Genomic DNA, 262 nt, shown 5'->3' with positions numbered 1-262 from the left:
AACGCAACGTCGCCAATGATCAATGTCACGATCTGATCGGTCAGGAGGGCGGCTCCCAGCGCCGTACTTAAACAGCCATCAATGCCGCTAACCCCCCGATTAGCCGACACGCTGATCTGTTGTTGTTCATCGACCCCACAGAGGTTAGCATACCGAACCGGCATACTATTGGCCAGGTGTAATACCGATGCCTGCGGCAGTTGTTCCAGCACCGTTTGCACGGCTGCCCAGTCAGTAAGGGGAGACGTTGACTGCTGAAGGG

General features: G+C 56.1%; 1 pseudogene. It reads right to left on the bottom strand.

What is annotated here, in order from left to right:
* Nucleotides 1-212: pseudogene (locus tag KVT39_RS36970) on the bottom strand (2-succinyl-5-enolpyruvyl-6-hydroxy-3-cyclohexene-1-carboxylic-acid synthase); the annotation flags it as partial.
* Nucleotides 213-262: the final 50 nt, after the last annotated feature.

It is taken from the genome of Burkholderia sp. GbtcB21 (assembly GCF_019091065.1).
Lineage (GTDB): Bacteria > Pseudomonadota > Gammaproteobacteria > Burkholderiales > Burkholderiaceae > Burkholderia > Burkholderia pyrrocinia_C.
The sequence above is the reverse complement of the archived record's forward strand: the minus strand, read 5'-3'. Positions and strand labels throughout refer to the sequence as shown.